Origin of the sequence: Kocuria dechangensis, from assembly GCF_014636775.1 — a bacterium.
GTDB classification, from domain to species: Bacteria; Actinomycetota; Actinomycetes; order Actinomycetales; family Micrococcaceae; genus Kocuria; species Kocuria dechangensis.
The window spans coordinates 20,890-39,248 of sequence record NZ_BMEQ01000012.1 but is presented as its reverse complement, the minus strand read 5'-3'; the positions used below and the strand labels follow the sequence as shown (position 1 = coordinate 39,248).

General features: G+C 68.4%; 16 protein-coding genes. 2 read left to right on the top strand and 14 right to left on the bottom strand.

The features are described from left to right. Positions 1–46 precede the first annotated feature (46 nt). The 4 genes from IEW07_RS11805 to IEW07_RS11790 all read right to left on the bottom strand — a co-directional run bounded on the left by IEW07_RS11805 (position 47) and on the right by IEW07_RS11790 (position 3,721). Positions 47–595 carry a flavin reductase family protein gene (locus IEW07_RS11805; RefSeq protein ID WP_229741807.1) on the bottom strand — a complete coding sequence of 183 codons (549 nt, stop codon included), beginning with the start codon at positions 593–595 and terminating at the stop codon, positions 47–49. Between the two features lie 35 nt (positions 596–630). Beyond that, positions 631–1,851, bottom strand: a complete 1,221-nt coding sequence (locus IEW07_RS11800) for an acyl-CoA dehydrogenase family protein (protein WP_188537471.1) — start codon at positions 1,849–1,851, stop codon at positions 631–633. A 159-nt stretch (positions 1,852–2,010) separates the two neighbouring features. Further along, the gene (locus tag IEW07_RS11795) at positions 2,011–2,667 is read right to left on the bottom strand and encodes an alpha/beta hydrolase (RefSeq protein WP_229741806.1); all 657 of its coding nucleotides are present in this window, start codon (positions 2,665–2,667) and stop codon (positions 2,011–2,013) included. 91 nt (positions 2,668–2,758) lie between these two features. Beyond that, a complete protein-coding gene (locus tag IEW07_RS11790) occupies positions 2,759–3,721 on the bottom strand; it encodes a VOC family protein (RefSeq protein ID WP_188537467.1) in 963 nt (320 codons plus the stop codon). 294 nt (positions 3,722–4,015) lie between these two features. On the opposite strand from IEW07_RS11790, the gene IEW07_RS11785 reads away from it, so the two are divergent. After that, on the top strand, positions 4,016–5,305 hold the full coding sequence (locus tag IEW07_RS11785) for an alpha-hydroxy acid oxidase (protein WP_308738230.1): 1,290 nt from the start codon (positions 4,016–4,018) through the stop codon (positions 5,303–5,305). A 144-nt stretch (positions 5,306–5,449) separates the two neighbouring features. Then, complete coding sequence (locus IEW07_RS11780; protein ID WP_308738229.1) at positions 5,450–6,421, top strand: AraC-like ligand-binding domain-containing protein; 972 nt, start codon at positions 5,450–5,452, stop codon at positions 6,419–6,421. Between the two features lie 14 nt (positions 6,422–6,435). On the opposite strand, the gene IEW07_RS11775 is transcribed toward IEW07_RS11780, so the two are convergent. The 10 genes from IEW07_RS11775 to IEW07_RS11730 form a co-directional block, all read right to left on the bottom strand. Beyond that, positions 6,436–7,407 (bottom strand): zinc-dependent alcohol dehydrogenase, encoded by a 972-nt coding sequence (locus tag IEW07_RS11775; protein ID WP_188537460.1) that lies wholly within the window; start codon positions 7,405–7,407, stop codon positions 6,436–6,438. 233 nt (positions 7,408–7,640) lie between these two features. Continuing rightward, positions 7,641–8,606 (bottom strand): sugar ABC transporter substrate-binding protein, encoded by a 966-nt coding sequence (locus IEW07_RS11770; RefSeq protein WP_188537458.1) that lies wholly within the window; start codon positions 8,604–8,606, stop codon positions 7,641–7,643. Positions 8,607–8,656: 50 nt separating this feature from the next. Continuing rightward, the gene (locus tag IEW07_RS11765) at positions 8,657–9,622 is read right to left on the bottom strand and encodes a sugar ABC transporter substrate-binding protein (RefSeq protein ID WP_188537456.1); all 966 of its coding nucleotides are present in this window, start codon (positions 9,620–9,622) and stop codon (positions 8,657–8,659) included. A gap of 58 nt (positions 9,623–9,680) precedes the next feature. Further along, entirely contained in the window at positions 9,681–10,706 is a 1,026-nt protein-coding gene (locus IEW07_RS11760) for an ABC transporter permease (RefSeq protein WP_188537454.1), read from the bottom strand. Then, positions 10,703–12,208 (bottom strand): sugar ABC transporter ATP-binding protein, encoded by a 1,506-nt coding sequence (locus tag IEW07_RS11755; RefSeq protein ID WP_188537452.1) that lies wholly within the window; start codon positions 12,206–12,208, stop codon positions 10,703–10,705. The genes IEW07_RS11760 and IEW07_RS11755 overlap by 4 nt, the downstream gene beginning before the upstream one ends. 41 nt (positions 12,209–12,249) lie before the next feature. Beyond that, positions 12,250–13,083 (bottom strand): SDR family NAD(P)-dependent oxidoreductase, encoded by an 834-nt coding sequence (locus tag IEW07_RS11750; protein ID WP_229741805.1) that lies wholly within the window; start codon positions 13,081–13,083, stop codon positions 12,250–12,252. Positions 13,084–13,352: 269 nt separating this feature from the next. Continuing rightward, the gene (locus IEW07_RS11745) at positions 13,353–14,318 is read right to left on the bottom strand and encodes a 2-hydroxyacid dehydrogenase (protein ID WP_188537450.1); all 966 of its coding nucleotides are present in this window, start codon (positions 14,316–14,318) and stop codon (positions 13,353–13,355) included. Between the two features lie 37 nt (positions 14,319–14,355). Next, on the bottom strand, positions 14,356–15,270 hold the full coding sequence (locus IEW07_RS11740) for a hydroxyquinol 1,2-dioxygenase (protein ID WP_188537448.1): 915 nt from the start codon (positions 15,268–15,270) through the stop codon (positions 14,356–14,358). Positions 15,271–15,296: 26 nt separating this feature from the next. Further along, positions 15,297–16,481 carry a maleylacetate reductase gene (locus IEW07_RS11735; protein WP_188537446.1) on the bottom strand — a complete coding sequence of 395 codons (1,185 nt, stop codon included), beginning with the start codon at positions 16,479–16,481 and terminating at the stop codon, positions 15,297–15,299. Next, positions 16,472–18,301 carry an FAD-dependent oxidoreductase gene (locus tag IEW07_RS11730; protein ID WP_188537444.1) on the bottom strand — a complete coding sequence of 610 codons (1,830 nt, stop codon included), beginning with the start codon at positions 18,299–18,301 and terminating at the stop codon, positions 16,472–16,474. Before IEW07_RS11730 ends, IEW07_RS11735 begins: the two co-directional genes overlap by 10 nt. Between the last annotated feature and the right edge of the window lie 58 nt (positions 18,302–18,359).

Genomic DNA, 18,359 nt, shown 5'->3' with positions numbered 1-18,359 from the left:
TCTCCTCGAGATGCCGGAGGGACGGGACTGTCGTCGGTGCGGGCGGTCATGCGACGGCCGTTCCGGGGCCGAGGCGGTGCCAGGCGCGGTTGCAGTAGACCAGTGGGGTGGTCTCGTCGTCCGGGGAACGCAGGCACACCTCGAGCACGCGCACTGCAGTGACCGCGGAGCCGCCGACGTCGAGGGTGCCTGTGATCTCCCCCCGCATCCACGCTGCCGCTGCCAGCAGATACGGCTCGCCCGTGGGCAGCCGGGACCAGGTGGACGTGTCGGCGAACCGGTCGATGCCGCTGGTCGAGAACGTCCGGGCCAGTTCCAGCTGGTCGGCGTCCAGCAGATGAATCACCACCGTGCGCGCACGCCGGATCGCGGGTGCTGCGGAGGAGATCCCGGACAGGGAGAAGGCCACGGCCGGGGGGTCAATCGACACGGAGCACACGGAGGTCGCGGTGAGGCCGACGGGGCCGTCCCCGGCGTCGGCGGTGATGACGGCGACGCCGCCGGGGTGGTTGCGGAAGGCGGCTCGGAAGTCCGCCGACATCTCCGCCGCATCGGGACGGGGCGCGTTGTGCTGGGGAGTCTTGGGGATCGTCATCATGACATCGTCCAATCCGTGGTCGGGGCGGGCGCTCAGCCCGCCTGCTCCTGGGTATCAGTCGGGTTCTTGTCGACGAGATCGATGAAGACCCACTCGGCGTGGGGAGCCAGACCGGCGAGCTTCTTGCCGCACTTCTGCAGCACGACCGGGCCCGAGGTGACGTGCTGGGTGCCGGCGTGCATGTCCCGGAAGACCCGCTGGAGGTCCCCGGAGCGCAAGGCCGCCGTGGCCGCCCACTTGTAGACCGTCATGCAGACCTCGTGGACGGACCAGGTGGTGTTGTTGAGCATGAGCCGGGTGAGGGTCTCCTGCTCGGTGGACAGCAGCTCGCCTTGGTCCAGGGTCGCCTCGTTGTCCGCCCAGACCTCCATGGCCCAGGCGCGGGCGGCGCGCAGTTTGGCCTCCGCCTGGGCGTACTCGGCGTAGAACTGCTGGGTGTCCACCGAGGCGCCGGGGGTGCCCGTCTTCTTCTGCGCGAGGGCCTGCATCTCGTCGAGCAGGCGCCGTCCGAGGCCCAGTGCCCACCCGGTGTGGCAGATCCCGGACATGTTGGCCAGACCCATCCGGTAGATCGCCCCGCCGTTGAGCGGGTGCATGGTGGCGACGTCGTAGACGTGGGTATCGGGGACGAAGAGGTCCTCGGTGCTGTAGTCGATGCTGCCGGTGGCCTTCAGGCCCATGACGTCCCAGTTGTCGACGAGCGTGGCCTGCTCCTTGGGAAAGGTGAACACGTAGGCCTTGCCGGCCTCCTCATCGAGGGCGGCGGTGTGGATGTGGGAGGCCTGGTGCATGCCGGAGGCGAAGGACCATTGGCCGGTGATGCGGTACCCGCCCTCGACCCTGCGAGCCTTGCCGAGACGGGTGCCCTGCCCGGCGATCAGGGAGTACTGCCCGTCGGGGAAGAGGTCATCGGCGGCCTCCTTGCCGAGGTAGGCGGCCGTGGTGCCGGAGATCATCTGCAGCGCCATGAGCGCCCAGCCGGTGGAGGCGTCGGCGTAGGAGACCTTGGCGAGGGTCTCGATCACCTGGCGCGGGGAGAACTCGTAGCCGCCCAGGTTCTTCGGAATGCCGATGCGGAACACACCGGTCTCGTGCATGGCCTGGACGACCTCGTCCGTGAGCCGGCCCTGTTCCTCGTTGCGGGCGGCGCTGTCCTTCATCAGGGGCAAGATCTCGTCCAGGCGTCCCATGAGGGCGTCGAACTGGTCGCTCACGTGCAGGCCTGCGGACTGTTCAACCAGTGTGTCGGTCATGATGTTGGATCCCTTCGAAAGGAGTTGTGTGGCTGTCAGCGGGTGCTCGAAAGGGGCTCTGTGCCCTGCGTTGCTTCCACGGTAGGTGTGACTGGGGTCACATACATCCCGCAACAGTGCAGGTAGGTGTCGATCCCGTGCAGTGTCTTGGGCCGAGGCTCAGGGCTCGGTGGGAGGGGCCGTGCGGCGTCGGAGATAGCGGCGGATCATGCGGATGGAGTCGTCGTTGAAGTGGTGGTCGGGGTCGTCGTAGACAGTGAGCTCCACGGTGCAGCCCAGGGAGCGGAACGCGGTGCTGGTCGCCTCCACCCGGTGCAGGGGGACCCAGGCGTCATCCTGGGCCGTGAACAGCTCCACCACGAGGTCCGACAGGCCGCGTCCGGGCGAGGCCACCCAGGTCCGTTCGGTGGGGCCGAGGTAGCCGCCGGTGTGCAGGACGGCCCCGGCCAGGTGCGGCTGGTCGCGCAACAAGTACTCGGAGAGCAGGCAGGCGCCCTGGGAGAAGCCCAGCACCACCACCGGTGGCCCTTCCTGGGCGAGCAACGATGCCAGCTGCTCCCGGACTGTCGCCAGCGCGTCGTTCAGGGCCGGCTGGTTGTCCTCCGGCGGGGCGAGGAAGCTCTGCGGGTACCAGCTGGCCTCATGGGCAGCCGGCAGGATCCACGCGACGCCGGGCAGGCCAACACGGTCCGCGACCTCGGCCATGAAGGCGGGGGACTGGCCCCGCCCATGGATGGCGTAGACCACCAGGGCCGCCGACTCCAGGGGTGTCCCATGGTGGACGGGCTCGTGGGTCAGGTGCATGTTGGGCGGCACAGTACCTCCTGTCATTCAAGTGTCGTCCCGGCGCGGGAGCGACCCTGGCGGCGCGCCCCTGGCGGGGGCACGCCGCCGGGCGCGGTGGGTTTCAGTCCTCGTCGACGCTGACGGGCTCGAGCTGGGCCATGATCTTCTCCCGCTCGTGCTCGAACTGCGGGGGCAGCATGAACGCCCGCCCCAGCTCCTCGGGGGACTCGTCGCAGTCCCAGCCGCCGTCGTCGTGGGTGACGGCGAGTTCGAACAGCGCCCCGCCGGGGGTGCGCACGTAGTGGGACTTGAAGTAGGTCCGGTCCTTGAGCTCGGAGATGTCGGTGTAGCCGGCTCCCTCGATGTTGAACTTCACCTCTTCCTGGTTGGCCAGGGTGTCGAGGTTCCAGGCGAAGTGGTGGTAGGTGCCGGCTCCGTAGCGCCAGGTGCCCTGGGCGTCGGTGCGGTTGCCGGTGAGCTCGATGAAGTTGCCGTAGTCGTCCTTGCCGACCTGGAACCGGGCGCGGTCGCCTTCCTCGGAGATCTCCCCGCGGGAGAAGAACGCCTCGTTGCCGAAGTCGACCATCCGGTCGGCGTCGTAGACGTGGATGCCCACCCCGTGGATGCCGTGGATGGCCGCCTCTGCCGGCACACCGTGGCCGGTGAAGCCCCGGCGGGGATCCTTGGCGGTGCCCACCAGCTGGTACTCCAGCCCGCACGGGTGGAGGAAGGCCACCCGCCGCTCCCCGAAGATCTCCACCTGCACGTTCTCCACCCCGTAGGAGGTCAGGCGCTTGGACCAGAAATCCAAGGAGCCCTCGGGCACTGCCAGCAGCACCTCGCGGGCCTGGTTGGTGCCGCGGCTGCCGTAGAGCCCGGCCTGGGCCCACGGGAAGGTGGTCACCACCGAGGAGGGATCGCCATCGGCGTTGGAGTAGTAGAAGTGGTAGATCGGGGTCGCCCCGTCGTAGAGCACGGTCTTCTTGATGAAGCGCATGCCGAGGACCTTGGTGTGGAAGTCCACGTCCTCCTGCGCCCCGCCCACGGAGAGGGTCACGTGATGGGAGCCGACGAGATAAGTCATGGGGATGTCGTCCTTGTCGAGTAGACGTTCTGGGGACCACAGCTGCCCCCGCAAATCTGCGCCAGCCGCTGATCGGCGGGGTCCGTGTGGTGTGACCCAGACGCTAGCTGTGCTGTGGATCACACACATCTCGCCCGGGCGCACCGGATTGTCGATGCCGTGCAGTGCGTCCTCGTCGGCATCCGGGGTGAAGCGGTCACGCGCGCCGTGCGCGGAAACGACAAAGCGGTGCGCTCCCGCGAGGTAAATGTGTCCTGTGTCACACCTATGCTGTGGACCTGCCGAGAGCCGGTAATGAGTGAGGGAGCATCCATGAGCGCAGCCAGCACGCCCGACGCCCTGAGGCGGAGGGTGCCCCGAGTGCAGGACTTCGCCCCCCTGGTCCGCTTCCGCGGCCCCGCCCTGCGACGGGAGGAGCGCCTGCGTCGGGCCGCCGACATCTGGGACCTGCGCGCCATGGCCAAGCGCCGGACGCCGCGGGCACCGTTCGATTACGTTGACGGGGCGGCCGATGCTGAGATCTCACTCGCCCGGGCTCGCGCGGCGTTCAGGGACCTCGAGTTCCGCCCCGGGGTACTGCGCGACGTCCAGGAGATCGATCTCTGCGCCCCGATTTTCGGTCGAACGGCGCGGATGCCCGTGGGGATCGCCCCGACCGGGTTCACCAGGATGATGCAGTCGGAAGGGGAGTATGCCGGCGCGCGCGCGGCGGCCGAGTACGGCATCCCCTTCACCCTCTCCACCATGGGCACGGCCTCCCTGGAGGATGTGGCCGCAGTGGCTCCCGAAGGCGACAACTGGTTCCAGCTGTACCTGTGGACCGACAGGGAACGGTCGACGGAGCTTGTGCACCGCGCCGCTGCCGCCGGCTATCGGACGCTGGCCGTCACCGTGGACACCGCCGTGGGCGGCGACAGGCTGCGTGATGTCCGCAACGGCATGAGCATCCCGCCGGCCCTGGGGCTGTCAACCATCCTGGATGCATCCCTGCGACCAGAGTGGTGGTTCGACTTCCTCACCCGGGAGCCGCTCAGCTTCGCGTCTCTCTCCCGATTTTCCGGGACCGTCTCCGAGCTGATGAGCTCGATGTTCGACCCCACGCTCACCCTGGAGGACCTCGACTGGTTGCGGCAGCAGTGGCCCGGAAAGCTGGTGGTGAAGGGGATCCAGTCCGTCGACGACGCCGTGCGTGCCGTGGACCACGGAGCGGACGGCATCGTTCTCAGCAACCACGGAGGCCGACAGCTGGACCGGGCACCCGTTCCGCTCCAACTGCTGCCCGAGGTGGCCGAGCGGCTCGGTGGAAGCACGACCATCATCCTCGACACGGGCATCATGCATGGCGGGGACGTCGTGGCAGCCCTCGCGCTGGGCGCGGATTTCACCCTTGTGGGCCGGGCTTACCTCTATGGGCTCATGGCCGGGGGTCTCGAGGGCGTCCGGCGCACCCTGGAGCTCCTCGAGGGGCAGATGCGCCGGACCATGTCGCTGATGGGTGTTCGGACCCTGGACGAGCTGACGCCCGAGCACATCCGGCTCGACGCCGCTCGAGTGCGCGCCGCCGTGCCGGCCATCCGGTTGTAGGAGGTGTTCTTCACAGGACATGCACCCGTCACAGACGGAAGCGGACGTTGACATGCGCACCACCTCTCCGCAAGGTGGAGTGACACAAAACACACTATCTACATAGTTATCGAGCAGATCCGGGCGGCAAGCCGTCCGGCGGGGGTGGAGTACATCGTGGTACGGACAAAGGATCCTGTGGCGGAGTCCGCCGTCGGAGGCGCTTCGTGGCGTTTCCTGGTGACTGGCTCCTTGTTGCCGTTCGAGATGGATTTGTCGCGGCGGGAGGAATTCTCGGGCACAATTCGCAGCAGCAGGCTGTCTGAGCTGAGCTTCATTGAGATGGCGTGCCAGATGCACGCCGCCCACCGTTCCGTGGTGCACGTGTCCGAGGTCGAGCGGCCCGAGCTGGTGGTCTCCTTCCAGCGCTCGGGCACGCTCCATCTCGAGCAGGACGGCCGGCGGACGAAAATCTCCCCGGGGCAGTTCGCCGTCTACGACTCCTCCCGGCCTGTTGCGCTGGTGGGTTCCGATGACTACCGCTCGTTGTGCATCAAGTTTCCCATGGCCCACTGCCGGGACGGCGCGGACAGCGTCCGTGAGATCACGGCGACGTCCTTCGACGGGGGCCGAGGTCTCGGACCGGCGGTCTGGGGCATGCTCGAGAACCTGGGGGCCGGTGTCCGCACGGGGCCCCCCAGGAACCCGGGCCGAGTCGCCCACAACGTCATCGGCCTGGTCGAGCAGATGCTCCACGAGCAGCTGGACCACCGCGAGGCGGGTGAGGCGTCCGAGGTGCTCCTGAACAAGTGCCTGCGCTACATCGACGACCACCTGGGGGATCCCGAGCTGAGTCCCCAGCAGGTGGCCGCCGCCAACTTCATCTCCACCCGATACCTCCACGTCCTCTTTCAGCGGACCGACACCACCGTGGCCTCCCACATCCGGGAGGTGCGCCTTCAGCGCGTCCGCGAGGACCTCGCCGACCTCCGCTATCACACCGCGTCCGTCGACAGCATCGCCCGGCGTTGGGGTTTCACGAACATCTCCCACTTCGGCCAGACGTTCAAGAAAGCCACCGGAGAGACCCCCGCCGGCTATCGGCGCAGCATGCTGTCCGGTGGGGGTCTCGGGTAGCTCGGCTCGCCCGATCAGGGCACGCTCACCATGACCTTCATCGTCCCGGCGTCGGAGCGCTGGGCAAGATCGAATGCCTCGGCGACGCGATGGAGCGGCAGGACGTGGGAGATCAGGGAGGCGACTGCGTCTGGGCGAGAGTGCACAAGTCGGACGGCCGCGGCGAAGTCAGCACGGGCGGCGCAGCTGGAACCCACCACCGTGATCTCCTTCTCCGGGAGGATCCCGGGGGAGAAGGGAGCCGAACGGCCGGTGAGCCCGACCGCCACTACCGTCCCGGTCGGGGCCACGAGCTCGGCGGCAAGCTGCAGGACGGAGGGGACGCCCGTGGTGTCGACCACGATGTCCGGGCCGACGCCCTCGCCCCACCCGCGGATCCGGGTGATGGTGTCCGGAGCCTCCGGGTCCAGTGCCAGGACGGCACCCAGCCGTTCGGCGGTGGCCCACCGGTCCGGTTTGGGGTCAAGGACTGCGACCGTCGCACCCCATGTGGTGGCGGCGAGGAGCGCTGCTTGACCGATCGGCCCGCCGCCGAGCACGAGCAGGTGCACACCCTCTGCGCGGCCTTCCCGCAGACCGGCCTGGGACAGAGCGTGGATCGCCACGGACATCGGTTCCACGAAGGCGGCGGACTCGGGCGGCAGGTCCTGCACAGGGAAGACCGATGAGGCCGAGGCGAGCACCCGGGTCGCCATCCCGCCGTCGCGGTGCACGCCCAGGATGCGGATGGCGCTGCACGCATTTTCCTTGCCCCGCAGACAGGGGTAGCAGCGCCCGCACGTCTCCAGCGGCCACACCGCCACGAGCGCGCCGGGGCGCAGCCGCTCATCGGTCACGTCGGGGCCGATCGACTCGATGATCCCGGAGACCTCGTGGCCGGGGATCCGGGGATACCAGTCGCTCTCCCCGGTCAGTGCGCCGATGTCGCCGTGGAAGTAATGGATGTCCGACCCACAGATGCCCACGGCCGTGGGGCGCAGAGCCACCCATCCCGGCGGCGGCTCCTGTACGGGGGAAGAGGCGCCTTCGGCAGGGCCTGTGGTGACGATCCCGGGTTCGGTGATGACTGCCGCCTGCACGATCATGACGGGCCTCTTTTCCTGGATGTTCCATGCTGCTCGGGATGGGCTGGAGCGGATCTTCGTCCGTGGTGTTGGGGGAGGGGAGTGGCGGGGCGGGCAGTCAGGGCACGGGCCCCGACTGCCCGCCCGGGGCCGTCTCAGTACTGGGAGGCGTTCTCACGGGTGATCGGTGTGCCCGGGACCTCGACGTGGTTCGTCTCGGGGCGGGAACCGTCGGTGAAGTAGGTGTCCATGGAGGTGACCACCTTGCCGATGATCGTGGGCCAGTCCTGCAGGACGGTCGCGACGAAGGGGCCGTCCTTCTTGATCTCCTCGATCGCGAAGTCGTCGCCGTTCATGCTGGCGACAACGACGTCCTGGGCGCCGGCCGACTCGATCGCCTGGGTGGCGCCCAGGCCGGCGGCATCGAAGCCTGCCCAGACACCCTCCGGCGCATCCTGGCCCGGGTGGGCTTGGAGATAGTCCTGCACGTAGGTCAGGGCCTCCTCCTGGGCGGCGGCTGGAGATTGGATCTGGTGGTTGCCCACTACCTCGAAGCCGTTCTCCGCGAAGAGCTGCTCGGCGACGACCGTGCGGGCTCGGATGCCCGGGTGGGAGTCCCAGCCGATGAGCAGGACCTGGCCGCCGTCGGGGTTGGCTTCGATGATCGCCTGGGCGCTGTCTGTGGCGAGCTGAGTGTTGTCGCTGGTCACGTTGAGCGTGTACTGGTCCCAGGGCTCGACCCCGGCGTCGATGGCGAAGACGGGGATGTCCGCCTCGTTGGCGGCCCTGATGCCGAGGCTGGCCTTCTCCTGGGAGGTGTAGCCCATGACGATGGCGTCCACGTCGCGGGAGATGGCGTCCTGGACCTGGGCGTTGAGCTTGTTGTAGTCGTTGGCGCTGTCCGAGACGGAGACCTCCCACCCCTTCTCGGTGGCCTGGTCCTCGAACATGTCCACGCCCAGCTTTACGGCGGGAGTGGCGTAGGAGGCCGTAAAGACTGCGACCTGCGGCGTGTCGCCGCTGTCGGCTGCCGATTCCGCGGCGTCGCCGCCGCAGCCGGTGAGGGTGAGCGTCCCCGTGAGGGCCGTGGCGGCGAGGGCGAACATCTTGTTGATGCGCATGGGTGGTGTTCCTCTGCTGGTGGTGGATGGTGGGCCTGGACCGTGGTCGATCAGGGGTTGAAAGTCTCGGCGTTGTCCTCGGTGACGAGGACGCCGGGCTTCTCCTCGAAATTGGTCCCGGGATCTGTGCCGGCGAAGTCGGCCTCCATGACCTCGGCGAGACGGCCCACGATGGCGTCCCAGTCCTGGAAGACGGTGGCGGTGAAGGGCCCGTCCTTCTTGATCTCCGCCACGGCCTGGTCGGTGGCGTCGATACCGGTGACGGGCACCTCGGTGCGACCGGCTGAGTTCAGCGACTGGACCACACCCATGGCCGCGGCGTCCCAGCCGGCCCACACGCCGTCGAGGTCGTCCTGGTCCTGGTGGGCCTGGAGGAAGTCGTTGGTGAAGTTCAGCGCTTCGCCCTGGGACGAGGCCGGCTCGCGCACCTGCTTGACGTCCACGATCTGCGCGCCGGCCGCCTCCAGGTACTCGATCGCTTCGGCAGTGCGCAGCCGGATCCCCGGGTGGGGGTCGTGCCCGATGACCAGCACCTTGCCGGGCCCGCCCATGGCGTCGAGGAGCGCCTGGGCGCTGATCTCGGCCAGTTGTCCGGAATCGCTGGTGACGTTGAGCGTGACTCCCTCCATCGGCGCGGTGCCACCGTCGATCACGTACACAGGAACCTCGGCATCGTTGGCGGCCTTGAGGCCCACAGTGATCTGCTCGGGGGTCGGGAAGCCGAGGACGATGGCGTCGACCTTCCGCAGGGCTGCGTCCTGCATCAGCGAGTTGACCTGGTTGAAATCGAAGTCCGTGTCCGAGACGGTGACCTTCCAGCCCTTGCCGGTGCCGAGCTCTTCGAAGGCGTCGATCGCGTACTTGGCCGCAGGAGTGCCGTATGAACCGGTGATGACGGCCACCTCCGGCTGCTCCGGTGTGCCGCCCCCGGACGTGGCACTCTCTGCGTTCGAGCCGCTGCAACCGGTGAGGAGCAGGGCTGCGAGGAGCCCCAGGGCGGCGATGAGTCTTTTCACAGGATTGTCCCCTTGTGTCGCTGGTTGGTGCGTGTGGTGGTGGGTGCCTGTCGGGCAGTCAGGAAGTGCGCTTGTGGCTGAGCCGGGAGAAGGCGACGGCGGCGACGATGATCAGCCCGGTCAGGAACTGCTGGACGTAGGTGCTCACACCGAGGATGTTCAAGCCGTTGCTGAGCACACCGAGGATGCCGACGCCGACCAGCGTCCCCACGATGTTGGCGACTCCCTCGCGGGAGACCGTCATGCCGAGGAAGACGGCGGCGATGGCGAGCAGCATGTATGGATCCCCGCTCGTGGCGGTCGCGCTGGCCAGGCGACTGGTCAGTACGAGGCCGGCCAGGGAGGAACCGAGCCCGGCCACGACGAAGGCGGTGAACCGCATGCGGTCGACGTTCACGCCGCTGAGTTTGGCGACCTCGTCGTTGCCGCCCACGGCGTGCCAGCGTCGTCCAAGGGTGGTGGAGTGCAGGACGAACCACACGATCAAAGCCACTCCGACGGCGACGAAGACGGGAACCGGGAGGCCGAGCCACCGGCCCTGGCCCAGCCCGAGGAAGCCCTCCGGAAGGCCGTACAGGGTGGTGCCATCCGTGACGATGAAGGCCATGCCCGAGACCGAAGTCATGGTCGCCAGCGTGGCCACGAAGGGTGAGAGCTTCAGATAGGCCACCAGATAGCCGTTGACGGCACCCACCAGCACGCCCACGGCCAGCGCGGCCGCCACGGCGGTGAGCGTGTTGGCTCCGTTGACCATGAGCTGGGCGACCACCGCCCCGGACAGGGAGGCGGTGGCGCCGACCGAGAGGTCGAAGCCGCCGACCACCATCACCACGGTCTGTACCGCCGCGATGATGGCCAGGATCGCCACCTGCTCCAGTACGTTGCGCATGTTCCCCAGGCTCAGGAAGGTCTCGGGGCGCAGCACGCCGAAAGCCGCCAGCAATAGCAGGAAGCCCAGGACAGTTCCCCCGGATTTGAGGAGTTGCAGTGCCGAGGCTGAGTGCCGGGACACATGGCTGGTACGGGCGGATGCGGTTGCGCGCGGGACGTTCTCGTCCAGCGGTGTTTTCTGAGCGGTGCTCATCGATCTGCCCTTCCGTAGCAGTAGCGGAGAAGTTGTTCCTCATCGGCCCCGTCGGCCGGCACCTCGCCGGAGACGCGGCCCTCGTGCATGAGTACGATGCGGTCCGCCAGCCCGATCAGCTCCGGAAGCTCGGAACTGACCACGACCACAGCCGTGCCCCTGGCGGCCAGCGACCGAATCAGTCCGTAGATCTCGGCCTTGGTCCCCACATCGATGCCTCGGGTCGGTTCGTCCAGAAGCAGCACGTCGGGGCTCCTGGCTAAGAACTTGGCGAGCACGACCTTCTGCTGGTTGCCGCCTGAGAGCTGGCCCACGGCCTGCTGGGGTCCGCGGCACTTGATCTTGAGATCCCCGATGGATCGGCGGGCCAGGGAATTGACCCGCGACGCGCTAGTCAGACCCCACCGGCTGACGGTCCTGAGGTTGCCCACGGCGATGTTCTCCGCGATGGACTGGGACAGAACCACGCCCTGACTCCTGCGTTCCTCCGGCACCAGGGCGATGCCCTGCTGGAGCGCCGCGCCCACCGAGCGGTGCTCTATGGTGCGACCCGCCACACGGACCTCGCCCCCGCTCCGGCGCTGTGCCCCGGCGAGGATGCGGAGCAACTCGCTGCGGCCGGAACCGGCCAGGCCCCCGACGCCGAGGACCTCGCCGGCCCGGACCTGCAGGGAGACATCTTGCACGCGCCGGCCGGTGAGACCTTCGACCTCCAGCACGGGCTCGCCCGTGGCGCTGGCCCGGGCGGGATACAGTTCGTCCGTGCTGCGTCCCACCATGGTGGAGATGACCTCGTTGATGCTTGTCGCCTCGATGTCGGAAGTGGACACGACCTGGCCGTTGCGCATGATCGTGGCCCGGTCGCAGAGGGCGAAGACCTCCTCGAGGCGGTGTGAGACGTAGAGGACCGCCACGCCCTCCTCGCGCAGAGTGCGCAGCACCCGGAAAAGATCCTGGATCTCGTGGTCGGTGAGTGAGGCGGTGGGTTCATCCAGGATCAGCACACGTGCTCGGACCGCAATGGCCCGGGCCACGGCGACCATGGTCTGCTGGACGGGGGTCAGCCGCCCGGCCATCTTGGTGACGGGGATGTGCTGCTGATTCAGGCGCTCCAGTTGTTCCCGGGCGGTCCGATGCAGGCGCGCCCGGTCGACGATGCCGCCCCGGGTGGGCATGTCGTTGCCCAGCAGGATGTTCTCGGCGACGGTGATGCTGGGGACGATGGACAGCTCCTGATAGAGCGCCACCACCCCGGCGTGGTGGGCATCGCTGACGGTCCTCATGTCGATGGGCCGCCCGTCGAGCAGAATGCGCCCGCCGTCGGGGGCGTAGACCCCGGTGAGGACCTTGATCAGGGTGCTCTTCCCCGCCCCGTTCTCCCCGAGCAGGGCGTGGATCTCGCCTGGGCGAATCTGAAGGTCCACGCCGTCGAGGGCGAAGACGCCGTCGAAGTGCTTGCTGATGGCCTGTGCCTCAAGAACGTGGCCGTTCGTGTGCTCCATGGTGGTGTGGCTCCGATCCCGTCGGTCCGTGGTGGCAGAAGTCAGTGGGCGTGGGACAGGGCCAGCGCGCCGCCGTCGACGGCGTACGCGCCACCGGTCATGAAGCTGGACGCTTTGGAGGTCAGCAGCAGCACGAGTCCTTTGAGCTCCTCGGGCTCCGCCATGCGGCCCAACGGAATCGTTTTCGCCCACTGGGCATCCAGGGCGGGATCTTCCAGGGCTCCCTCACCAGCGATGTTGGTGCGGAACGGACCAGGGGCCACGGCGTTGACACGGATGCCGCGCGGAGCCAGTTCGAGGGCCGCCTGTCGGACGATGTTGAGCACCGCGGCTTTGCTCCCGACGTAGGCGTAACCGACCATGGGGTCCGCCCGCAGCCCAGCCGTGGAGGCGGTCACCAGGATCCGACCGCCGTTCGAAATCTCCTCGGCGGCGACGCGCAAGGTGTTGAACGCACCGTGGAGGTTGACGTCGATGACAGCACCCCAATCCCCGGGGCTGGTGCCGACCAGCGTGCCACCTGCCTCGGGGAAGCCCGGGCCCCGGGAGATTCCGGCGTTGACACACACCACATCCAGGTTGCCGAAGTGTTCCTTGACCCGCCGCACGGCCGCCGAGATGGACCCTGGGTCGGTCACGTCCGCGGCAACCGGCAGGCACGACCCGCCGTCCGCGGTGATCTGCTGCGCCACGGCCTGCAGGCGGTCGACGCTGATGTCCACCAGGCCGACGGAGGCCCCGGCCTCGGCCAGAGCCTCGGCCATGGCCCGGCCGAGGCCGCTGCCGGCGCCCGTGACGACGGCCGTGTCGCCGGTGAGGTCGAAGAGGGACAGCACGTTGTTCCGGGGAGTGGGCGTTGCGTGAGACGAAGGCATGGGCGTATCCGATCCATGTCATGTGGAGTGGGACGGGGCAGGCCACCCGACTGCGAGAGGGCCTGGCACCCGAGGTGCCGCGCCCTCGCCGGTCCGGCCTTGGTAGCTTGTTTCCGACAGTAGTAGTGACCCGGATCACACTTCTGTCGGATGGACGCACCGGGTTGTCGGGGGAACGCACAGCCCCGTGGACGCGAATAGGTCCCGCCGTCGAAGCGACGGCGGGACCTGCAAACCACGACTGGAAAGACTTCAGGAGGCGACACCGCTCACCATTTGACCTCCGGGTTGACCGGGTGCGGGGGCATGCGGCCCTCGGCGATCGCGACCGCGTTGAGCGCGCTCAGCCGGGACATCTCCCGGCGCACGGAGACCGTGGCGCTGCCCACGTGCGGCAGCAGGACGGTGTTGGCCAGCTCCGCCAGCCCCGGGGCCAGGCGCGGCTCGTCCTCGTAGACGTCCAGCCCCGCGCCCGCGATCCGGCCCGCCCGCAGCGCCTCCACCAGGGCGGCCTCGTCCACGACCGGGCCCCGTGCCGTGTTGATCAGGATCGCCTCCGGCTTCATCCGGGCCAGCACCTGCGCGTCCACGAGGTGGCGGGTGGAGGCCGCCAGCGGCACGTGCAGGGACAGGAAGTCGCTGCGCGCCACGAGCTCCTCCCACGGCACCTGCCGCACCCGGCCGGCGAACTCCCCGAGCTCCTCGTCGCCGACCGGCCGGTCCCCGGGCGGGCGGGGGGCGAACAGGACCTCCATCCCGAAGCCCAGCGCCCGCCGGGCGGTGGCCCGGGCGATCCGCCCGAACCCGGCCAGGCCCAGCACGGCCCCGGACACGTCCCGGCCGAGCAGCAGCTCCGGCTCCCAGCCGGCGAAGCGCCCCTCGCGCACCATGCGGTCGCCCTCCACCACCCGCCGGGCGGTGGCCAGGACCAGGGCCATGGCGACGTCGGCCGTCGCGTCGGTGAGCACGCCGGGGGTGTTGCCCACGAGGATCCCCCGGTCGGTGGCGGCGGCGACGTCGATGTTGTTGTACCCGACGGCGAAGTTGGAGACGCCCCTGACCCTCGCGGCGGCGAGCAGGTCGGCGTCGACGACGTCGCGCAGCTGGGTGAGCACCACGTCGAAGTCCCCGGAGGCGCACAGCCGGCGCAGGGTGTCGTGGTCCGGGGGCTGCGGCAGGACGGTCACGGCCCCCGAGGCCGCCAGCAGGGACGGTCCGGGCTCCGGGACGGGCATGGTGACGAGATAACGGGGTGCCGCATTCACGTGTCCCTCACGTCCCGGCCGGGGCGAGGAGGACGTCGAAGCGCACCCGGCTCCATGGCCGGTCCTTGAGGTCGCGGCCGTCCGGGGTGGGGGAGCCGGCGGGCTGGTCCTGGAACTGCTTGATCAGGGAGTCCTTGACCCCGAAGACGGAGTCGCCGATCTCGATCTGCGGATCGCCCGCCGCGAAGATGTGGGTCACCAGACTCCGATGGTTCTCGGCGGTGACCATGAAGTGCAGATGCGCCGCCCGCACCGGGGACCTGTTCGTGGCCGAAAGCATCGCCCCGACCGGCCCGTCGTGGGGGATCGGGTAGGGGGTGGGCTTGAGCCCCCAGAACCGGTAGGTCCCGTGCTCGTCGGTGAACAGGTGGGCGCGGGCGGTGGTTCGTCCGTCGTCGTACTGGACGTCGTAGAACCCGTCCTCGTCGGCCTCCCACACCTCGATCCGTGCGTTGGGGATCGGGGTGCCGTGTGTATCGGTGACGGTGCCCTCCACCCAGCAGGGCTGCCCGGCCGCCCCGAAGGACATGTCCCCGCCGTTGGGGATTTCCGGGGCATCTTCGACGAAGAAGGGGCCGAAGACTGTTGCCTCGGTGGCCTCCCCGGCGACGGGGTTGCTCACGGTGATGGTCTGCATGGAGGCGCCGAGCACGTCGGAGAGCAGGATGAACTCCTGGCGCTTGTCGTCGGTGATGTTCCCGGTGGAGGTGAGGAAGGCGATGCCGGCCTCCCACTCGGCCTCGGTCAGGCGCGTCTCGCGGATAAAGGCATGCAGGTGCTGGGTGAGGGCTTGCATGATCTCCTTCAACCGCGGATCTGGGGTGTCCTCGAAGGAAGCGATCACCTTTTCGGTGAGGGCCTGCTCCCGGCGGTTCTGTTCGGTGCTGACGGTGCCGGTGGTGGAGGTGGTGGTCTCACTCATGGACTGCTCCTGATCGGTGTGAAAGGTCAGTGTGTGGTCGGCGCGGGCACCGGATGGTATGGGTGGGTGGGAACGCTCCCGTGCAGGGCGTGGGTGAGCAGGACGGTGAGGTTTTCCTCCGTCACCGCCACGGGGTTCGAAGCCGGAGCCACAGCCGTCACTCGTTTCACGGCCTCGGGGATCCCGCCCTCGGTGAATCCCGCCTCGGCCAGGGCGGTGGGGGCGTTGAGGTCCCGCCGCAGGCGGTTCAACGCGGACACGGCGGCCGCAGCCGGACACTGCGGCTCGGCCACGGGCAGGCCGTTGAGCATCGCCGCTGCGGCCGCGTGCCTGTCCTCCCCAACTGAACCCTGAAGATGACCCAGTGCGGTGGCCAGGCGCCCGGCGAGTTCTGGGACGGCCGGGGCGTTGAACGCCAGCACATAGGGCAGCACCGTGGCGTGGGTCTGCGCGTGGGGCAGGTCAAAGGTTCCCCCCAGGACGTGGCAAATCTTGTGATGCAGCCCAGAGCCCGCGGAGGCGAAGGCGACCGCAGCCAGGTAACACCCGTAGAGCGCCTGCTCGCGGGCCTGAAGGTTCTCAGGGTCGGTGACGATCCCGCGCAGGGCCACGGCGAGGGATCGGGCGCCCTCCAACGCCATCGTCTGGTTGATGGGGTCGGCTCCCGGCGCCCACAGGGAGTCGACGCAGTGGGCCAAGGCGTTGAGCCCGGAGGCCACCGTGAGTTCCACGGGCAACGTGAGCACCAGATCGGCGTCGTAGACCACGGCGGCCGGCAGCACCCGGGCGTCAACCCCGGTCGTCTTCTGGGCGGCCTCGGTCAAACCCCACACGTTCGTGGCTTCGGAGCCGGCATAGGTGGTGGGGACGGCGATGATCGGCAGACCGGTGGTGAGGGCCACCGCCTTGGCCAGGCCCGTGGTGGAACCGCCGCCGACGCTGACCAGCAGATCGGCGCCGTGCCCGATGGCCGCGGTGCGGGCCTGCTGAGCCTTTTCCACGGGGACGTGCGGGGCGACGTCGTCGTGGAGCAAGGCCACAGGAAGGCCTGCGGTGATGCGCTCGGCCAGCTCCCGCTCCGCCTGAGCGGCTATAACCATGACACGGCGGGCTGAGAGGCGCTGCACCTCCGCAGCGAGGTGCTCGGCGGCCAGGCCGGCTCCGAAGAGCACGCGCTGGCCGAGGGTCTCGTGGGTGAAGGTCAGAGGCATGTCGGTCCTTCCGGGACGGGAGCGGGGCAAGGTCGGCTCAAAATTGAGGTGAGGGCGTCGACAAGGGCGGTCTCGGGGTCCTCGGCGAGATCCATGGAGCGCCAACCGACGTGTTTATCCGGGCGCACCAGGACAACGCCGTCCTCGGAAACCTCCCGCAGCCGCTCCCAGTCGAAGTAAAGGTCGGTGACCTCCTGGCCGGGGCCGATCACCACCGCCCGCAGCTCGACGCAAAGCCGCTCGCTGACGCGCTGGGCGGCGTCGGCCCACGCCTGGCCGGTGATGCCGGTGAACAAGGTGAAGCCCGTGCCCAGGGCGAGGTCGTGAGTGGAGTGCTTGTGGCAGGCATCGCCCACCCAGGCATGGGGCAACCGGGAACCGGGCACTGTGGAGGGCTGGTAGTACAGTTCAGGGTCGCGATCCGGGGCTGGGCGCGGGGACCCGTCAGAGAAGACTGCCGTGGACTCGTAGAACTGGCCGAGCTCTACACCGTGAGCGTTGAACTCATAGTCCTTGATTTCCATGGCCGCCCGGATGGCGGCGCGCTTGGCGGCGCCCTGCGGGGTGTTGGCCTTCCGTTCCTCCATCCGTTCGACCATCTCAGCCTCCGTCCTCGCATCGGCGACACCGAGGGCTTCGAACAACTGACCGAATTCGCGCCCGGACCTATTGGCGCGCCGCACGATCTGCTCGGCCACGGGGGCGCGCTCCACTGAGTACGTCTCGAGCAGTTCCTGGCCGGCACCCCACTTGAGGACGGCCGCGATCTTCCAAGCGAGGTTGTACGAATCTTGGATTGAGGTGTTAGAACCAAGCCCGTTGCTCGGCGGGTGCTTGTGCACGGCGTCGCCGGCGCAGAACACCCGGCCTTCTTGCAGCCGGGTGGCGTACTGTTCGTTGTTGCCCCACAGGGACGTCCCGGTGATCTCGACTTCCAAGTCGGGAAGGCCCAGGAGGTTGCGTACGATGCGGGTGGCCTCTGCCTCGTCGACAACCGGTGGCTCCTCGGCGATGTCGTATCCCCACACGATCAGCCACTCATTCCACGGCCGCACCATACGCACCAGCCCCGCACCGATGCCGCCCACGTTGGAGCCGGGCTGGATCACCCAATACAGCACCGAGGGCCGGTGGCCGACGAGATCAGCGATGTCAGCCTTGAAGGTGATGTTCATGGACCCGGCGATGTCCATCGCACCCTCCATGGGAAGGTCGATGTCCGCAGCGACCTTGGAGCGGGCGCCGTCGGCGCCGATAAGGTACTTCGCGCGGATCGTGTACTCACGCCCGGTGAGCCGGTCCAAGACGGTGGCGGTGACGCCGTCGTCGTCCTGAGCGTGGGAGACATACTCGGTGGAAAAGCGGGTCTGGGTGCCCCGAACGGTGGCGTTCTTCACCAAGATCGGTTCGAGATAGGTCTGGGGGATGTCGCAGTTGAGGGAGGCAGAGGCAAGCTCGTAGTCCGCGTGGCGGGCCGGGTGAGTGCCCCAGGTGAGAATCCGGCCGATTTCCTCCCCGGCAATCGAGGTGCAGAACACCGTGTCGCCGATCATCTCGTGCGGTGTGGCCTCGGCCAGCACCTGATCTTCGATGCCGAGATCCCGGAAGATCTCCATGGTGCGCTGGTTGGTAATGTGCGCCCGTGGGGTGTTCGCCGTCCACCGGTACTTGGTGATCATCGTGTTGGCCACGCCCAGGGAGGACAGGAACAGGGCAGCAGAAGCTCCTGCCGGGCCCGAGCCAACAATCAGCACGTCTGTCTCGACCATGCCGGTGTCCGGGACCGCTGTCTCCGCAAGCCCATCGTTGAAAGCGGCCATTTTCGTCCTCTCTCCACCTATCGCGGACCCACTTGGTCCGCAGATCGCTCCCGAGTGT